Origin of the sequence: Streptomyces sp. AK02-01A (assembly GCF_033795305.1) — a bacterium.
GTDB lineage: Bacteria > Actinomycetota > Actinomycetes > Streptomycetales > Streptomycetaceae > Streptomyces.
Genome location: NZ_JARBAE010000093.1, coordinates 1 through 6,890 on the forward strand (window position 1 = coordinate 1; position 6,890 = coordinate 6,890).

The window sequence follows — 6,890 nt, forward strand, 5'->3', positions numbered from 1 at the left end:
CAGGCCACATATTCGACCTGAGCACCGAACTCCCGCTGCGCGCGACACTCCTGGAGATCGAGGACACCACCGAACAAGCCCTGGTCCTCCTCCTCCACCACATCGCCGCCGACGGCTGGTCCCTCACCCCGCTCATGAACGACCTCACCACCGCCTACACCGCCCGCCACACCGGCCACACCCCCACCTGGACACCCCTCCCCGTCCAATACGCCGACCACACCCTCTGGCAACACCACCTCCTCGGCCAGGAAAACGACCCCAACAGCCTCCTCAACCGCCAACTCCACCACTGGCACACCACACTCCACAACGCACCACCCGTCCTCGAACTCCCCACCGACCGCCCACGACCCGCCACACCCACACACACCGGCGCGGTGCAGCCGTTCCAGCTCGACGCCGGCCTTCACGACGGGCTGGCGCGAATCGCCGCGGAGAACGGCGCGACGATGTTCATGGTGCTCCAGGCCGCGCTGGCCGTCACGCTCTCCCGGCTCGGCGCCGGCGACGACCTGCCGATCGGCACCGTCGAGGCCGGGCGCTCCGACTCCGCACTGGACGACCTGGTCGGCTTCTTCGTCAACACCCTCGTCCTGCGCACCGACGCCTCCGGCAACCCCACCTTCGCCGAACTGGTGGCCCGCGTACGCGAGACGGATCTGACTGCCTACGCCCACCAGGACGTGCCCTTCGACCGTCTCGTCGAGCACCTCAACCCGGACCGCTCCACCGCGCACCACCCACTCGTCCAGGTCATGCTCATGCTGCACAACGCGGCGCCAACCGACCCCGTCCCCTCCCCGCTGTCCGGAACCGACATCCTCTTCGAGACCGGACGCGCCAAGTTCGATCTCACGCTGGCCGTCACCGAACATCAGAATGTCCATGGCGCCCGCGAAGGGCTCGGCGGTGTCCTTGAGTACGCCACCGATCTCTTCGACCCGGCCACCGCGCGGCTCATCACCAGCCGGCTCGTCCGCGTACTCCAGGAGGTCGCCGCCGATCCCCGGCAGCGCGTCCGGGACATCGCTCTCCTCTCACCCGACGAGCGCCGCGCGGTGCTCGCCTTCAACCCTGGCGGCGGCCCGGCGCCCGACGTCCGGATCACGGAGCTCTTCGAGGAGCGGGCCGCGCTGGTCCCGGACGCCGTCGCGCTGATCGCGGGCGAGCGGACGATGTCCTACGCCGGGCTCAACACGGCCGCCAACCGCCTCGCCCGCCGCCTGGTCGGACAAGGAGTGCGGCGCGGAGACATCGTCGGCGTTCTTCTGGAACCGGGCATCCCGCTGGCGGTGGCGGTGCTCGCCACGCTCAAGAGCGGCGCCGCCTACGCGGTGCTCGATCCCGCGTCCGACGACACACGGCTGGCCTCGGCGGCCCACGACACGGGCCTCTCCGCGCTGATCTCCGATGCCGGACCGACGGCGGACCGTCTCGGCGCGGCCCGCCCCGCGCGCGTGATCCCGATGGACTCCGAGTACGGCACCGGCTCCGACGTCTCCGGCGCGTCCGGCGATCTGTCGCTGCCGGGCAGTCCCGGCGACGCGGCGTGCGTGACGGTCGAGCCGAAGGCGGTGCTGGTCTCGCACCGGGCCGTCGTAGCATCGGTCACCGGTCAGGATGTCGCGGAGTCCGGTGCGCGGCGAGTGTGGCTGCAGTGCGCACCGGTCTCCTCCGGTGTGTTCACCCTGGAGTTCTGGGGAGCCCTGCTGTCCGGATCGTCCTGTGTGCTGGGACAGGGCGCGGGCGCGCGGCCGAAGCAGGTCGCCTCGCTGGTCGTCGCTCATGGTGTGACGACGGCTTTCCTGCCCGCCGGACTGTTCAGCGTCCTGGTGGACGACCATCCGGAGGCGTTCGGCCGGCTGCGTCAGGTGTTCACCGGAGGCGAGCCGCCGTCGGTCGGGCATCTCGCCCGCGCCCGGCGGCTGTTCGGCCATGTGCGCCTGGTCCACGGATACGCGCCGGTCGAAGGCGCCGCTCTCGCCCATGGCCATCGGATCGACGCGGCGCCGGCCGGGCTCGTCGTCCCGGTCGGTCCGCCCACCGGCGAGCGGCGGTGCCAGGTGCTCGACGAGCGCCTGCGCCCGGTACCGGTCGGTGTCGTCGGCGAGCTGTATCTCTCCGGCGCGGTCCTGGCCGACGGCCATCCATGGCGGCCGGGCGCCACGGCGGCGGCGTTCGTGGCCGATCCGCTCGGCGAGGACGGAGCCCGTATGTACCGCACCGGCGAGGCCGCGAGCTGGGACGCGGCGGGTGAGCTGCGTGTCCTGGGCCGCGCCGACGGCCCGCCGACGATCCGGAGGCTGAGCGTCCGGCCGCACGAGATCGAGGCGGTGCTCGCGCGGCACGCGTCGGTCCGCCGGGTGGCCGTCGTCGTACGCGAGGACCAGCCGGGCGAGCGGCGTCTGGTGGCCTATCCGGTGCCGGCCGTCAGGGGTGTGTTCAGCGAGGCGGAGTTGCGGGCCGCGGCGGCCGAGGTGCTGCCGGAACACCTGGTGCCGTCGGTGTTCGTCGTCCTCGACGGGCTTCCGCTGGCTCCGGACGGCACACTCGACCGGCAGGCGCTGCCCGCTCCCGAGCACACGCCCGCGGCGGCCGGACGACAGCCGCGCGACCCGCGCGAGGAGATCCTGCACGGGCTGTTCGTCGAATTGCTCGGCGGCGCCGGCATCGGCATCGACGACAACTTCTTCCGAGTGGGAGGACATTCGCTGCTCGCCGTGCGGCTGGTGAACCGTGTGCGCTCGGTGCTCGGCGTGGACATCACTCTTCGCGATGTGTTCAAGGCACCGTCCGTGGCCGCTCTCTCCGAGCGTCTGGCGAGCGGCGGCGCCGGGGCCGACGGCGCCGAGGAGAGCCGGCCCGCGCTGCGCCGCCGTACCAGGTCGGGCGCCCGGCTGCCGAGTGTGACCGATACGTCGGCGGGACATCGCCAGGGCGTGTCCTGAGGAGTGTGTTCCGGAAATCCTGCCGACCGCGCCGTGTGAGCGAAGGCCGTGACCCGCTGGTCACGGCCTTCGCCGTGCGATGGGACGGGCAGCTCCCGGCAGCTACCCGTGGCGGCCAATCTGCCTCAGTTACTGCCCGTCGCTCCTCGCTCCCGTACCTAGCCTTCTCGCAGATGTACGGCGCGGGCACCGTGTCCCGCCGACCACCGGCTCAGTGATCCGCGGTGCTGTCCCCGGCACCGGCTCATCCGACCTAACGACCCCCGTCAGGAGAGAGTTCGATGGCGTCAACCGGACACGCGGTGCCAGAGACCGATGTCAAGCCAAGCCGCGACGTCCGGGAGCCGTCCGTCGTCCTGGACGGCGGGCCACTGGCGGCCCCGGCGCTGCCGGTGACCGATCTGATCGCCCTGCGCACCGCGGCGGACCCGAGGCGGACGGCGCTGGTGCACGCGGACGTCCGGCTGAGTTACGGCGAACTCGACGCGGCGGTCGCGCACCGCGCCGAGCGGCTCGTCGAGGCCGGCGCGGGACCCGGCCGACTGGTGGCGGTCTGCCGACGGCGTGGCATCGAGGCGATCGTGACGATCCTGGCGGCGCTCCGGACCGGCGCGGGCTACCTTCCGCTGGATCCCGACGCGCCGACGGCCCGCAACGAGGCGATCCTCGCGGACGCCTGCGACGGTGTCCCGCCCTCGACGGCTGCCCTGACCGGACAGGGTGAGGCGGTGGTGGCGGCCTCGGCCATCGGCGAGAGAGTCGCCTATGTCATCTACACCTCCGGCTCGACGGGCACTCCGAACGGCGTGCTCGTCGGTCATGAGGCGCTGGCTCACTTCGTCGCCGGTGCGACGGAGCGGTACGCGATCGGCGCCGACGACCGTGTGCTGCAGTTCGCTCCGCTGCACTTCGACGCCAGTGTCGAGGAAATCTTTGTCACGCTGTGCGCGGGCGGCACACTGGTGCTGCGCGACGACGACATGCTCGATGTCCCGGGCCTGCTGGCCGGTTGCGTGACACATGGCATCACGGTGCTCGATCTGCCGACGGCGTACTGGCACGAGCTGGCGTACGCGGTGGCCACCGGTGTGGCCGGCCTTCCCGGCACACTGCGGACGGTGATCATCGGAGGCGAGGCCGCGCTGCCGGAGCGGGTGACACGGTGGCGCGAGTCGGTCGGCGGACGCGTGCGGCTGCTCAACACGTATGGTCCGACGGAGGCGACCGTGGTGGCCACGGTCGCCGATCTGTCCACCGAGCACGGCGACGGTGTGCCGATCGGCCTGCCGCTGCCGGGTGTGCGCGCCGCCGTGGTCGACGGTGAGTTGTGGCTGCTGGGCGGCGGCCTGGCCCGCGGCTATCTGGACCGGACGGAATTGACGGCGCGCCGGTTCACCGTGCTCGACGGCGAACCGGCGTACCGCACGGGCGACCTGGTCCGGCTGCGCGCCGACGGTCAGCTCGGCTATGTGTCGCGCGTGGACGACGAGGTCAAGATCAGCGGGCATCGGATCGACCCGGCCGCTGTGGAGTCCGTACTGCTCGGGCACCCGTCGGTGCGGGAGGCGGCGGTCGTCGCGCAGGAGCTTCCGAGTGGTGCGAAGCGGCTGGTGGCCTATGTCGCCGCGGTGGGTGAGCTGACCGTCGCCGAGATACGCGGACGGCTGGCCGCCGAGCTGCCGCCGCCGGCCGTGCCCGGCGTGATCAGCCTGATCGGGTCGCTGCCGCGCACCAGCACCGGCAAGATCGACCGGTCTCTGCTGCGGGCCATGCGGCCGCCTCGTCGGGGGCCGGACCGAGTGGACGTCCTGCTGTCGGCGGAACCGGCCGAGGATCCGGTGCCGGACGAGGACCGGGTGCCGCTGTCCTTCGCACAGCGTCGGCTGTGGTTTCTGAACCGTCTGGAGGGTCCTTCGGCGACGTACAACGTGCCGCTGGTGTTGCGGTTGAACGGTGTGCCCGACCAGGTGGCCCTGGCGGCGGCCGTGTCGGACGTGGTGGAGCGGCACGAGGTGCTGCGGACGGTGTTCCCGGCGGTGGACGGCGAGCCGTATCAGCGGGTGCTCGACAGCGCCGACGGAGTGTTCGCGGTGGTGGAGTGCGCGGCGGACACCGTCGACGACCTGGTGACCGCGTTCACGGACGAGACATTCGATGTGCCGGTCGATGTGCCGGTGCGCGTGCGGTTGTTCGTCGCCGGTCCTGACGAGTCGGCGCTGGTGCTGCTCCTCCATCATGTGGCGACCGACGGATGGTCGATGGGTCCGCTGCTGCGGGATCTGACGGCGGCGTACGAGGCACGGTCGGCGCGGCGGGCTCCCGACTGGGAGCCGCTGCCGGTGCAGTACGCGGACTACACGCTCTGGCAGCGCGAGATGCTGGGCGACGCGGACGACAAGACGAGTCTGCTGTCGCGGCAGGTCGGCTTCTGGCGGTCCACGCTGGAGGGCCTGCCGCAGATCCTGGACGTACCGACGGACCGGCCGCGTCCCGCCGAGCCCTCCTATCGCGGCGAGACGGTGACCTCGCGTATTGAGGCCGGTGTGCACCAGCGGCTGCGGGAGTTCGGCGAGGCTCGGCAGGCGAGCCTGTTCATGGTGGTGCAGGCGGCGTTCGCGGCGGCGCTGTCGAGCACCGGCGCCGGCGAGGACATCGCCATCGGCACCCCGGTGGCGGGACGGTCCGACGAGGCGTTGGACGACTTGGTCGGCTTCTTCGTCAACACGCTGGTGCTGCGGACGGATGTGTCCGGCGATCCGACCTTCGCCGAACTGCTGAACCGTGTACGCGAAGCCGATCTGGCCGCCTACGCACACGAGGACCTCCCCTTCGACCTGCTCGTCGAACACCTCAACCCCACACGCTCCCTCGCCCACCACCCCTTCTTCCAGATCATGCTCACCCTCCAGAACGACACCGACCCCGGCGTCCCTCTCGGCGGCCTCGAAGGCATCCTCGAACCGGCCGGCCTGGACACGGCGAAGTTCGATCTGAGCGCTTCCTGCGTCGAGTTGACCGACGACGGCGGCGCCGCGGCCGGTGTCGAGGTGTGGCTCCAGTACGCCACCGACCTCTTCGACGAGACCACCGCACGACTGCTGCTGGACCTCTTCATCCGCGTCCTCACCGCCTTCGCCGCCGACCCGGGCACCACTGTCTCCACCGCCACCGCACTCACCGACGAAGAACACCGGAGCCTCACCGAACGCCGCACCCGCGTCACCGAGGCCAGGAACAGGGACAGCGCGACAGTCACCGTCGGCATCTCCGCCGGGACACGCGGGACTCTGTCACCGCGCGCGCAGATTCTCTGCGGACTCTTCGCCGAGGTCCTCGGTCTGCCCTCGGCCGGGCCGGACGACAACTTCTTCGACCTCGGCGGGCATTCGCTGCTGGGCGTACGGCTGGTGAACCGCGTCCGCGCGGTACTCGGCACCGACATCGGCATCAAGGATCTCTTCCTCACACCGACACCCGCCGGCCTGGACCGACGACTCGACCAACTCACCACCACCGACACCCGCCCACCACTCCAGCCCCAGACCCGGCCCGACCTCCTCCCACTCTCCTTCGCCCAGCGCCGACTCTGGTTCATCAACGAACTCGACGGCCCCAGCCGCTCCTACAACATCCCCGTCGTCCTCCGACTCGACCGGCGCCTCGATCACCACATCCTCGCGCAGGCGCTCGCCGACACCGTCGCCCGGCACGAAGTCCTGCGTACGGTGTATGACACGGTGGACAGCGAGCCGTACCAGCGGGTGCTGGACGACGCCGTTCCGCGGCTGGATCTCGTGCGTACCACTCAGGACAGGCTGGCCGAGGCAGTCGACACGGCCGCAGGCCACATATTCGACCTGAGCACCGAACTCCCGCTGCGCGCGACACTCCTGGAGATCGAGGACACCACCGAACAAGCCCTGGTCCTCCTCCTCCACC

At 71.1% G+C, this 6,890-nt stretch carries 2 protein-coding genes; both read left to right on the forward strand.

Annotated features, from left to right (window positions below; genetic code table 11):
- On the forward strand, nucleotides 1-2,951 hold a 2,951-nt coding region (locus tag PV679_RS35625; RefSeq protein WP_319685433.1), incomplete at its 5' end, for a non-ribosomal peptide synthetase.
- Between the two features lie 281 nt (nucleotides 2,952-3,232).
- On the forward strand, nucleotides 3,233-6,890 hold a 3,658-nt coding region (locus PV679_RS35630; RefSeq protein WP_319685434.1), incomplete at its 3' end, for an amino acid adenylation domain-containing protein.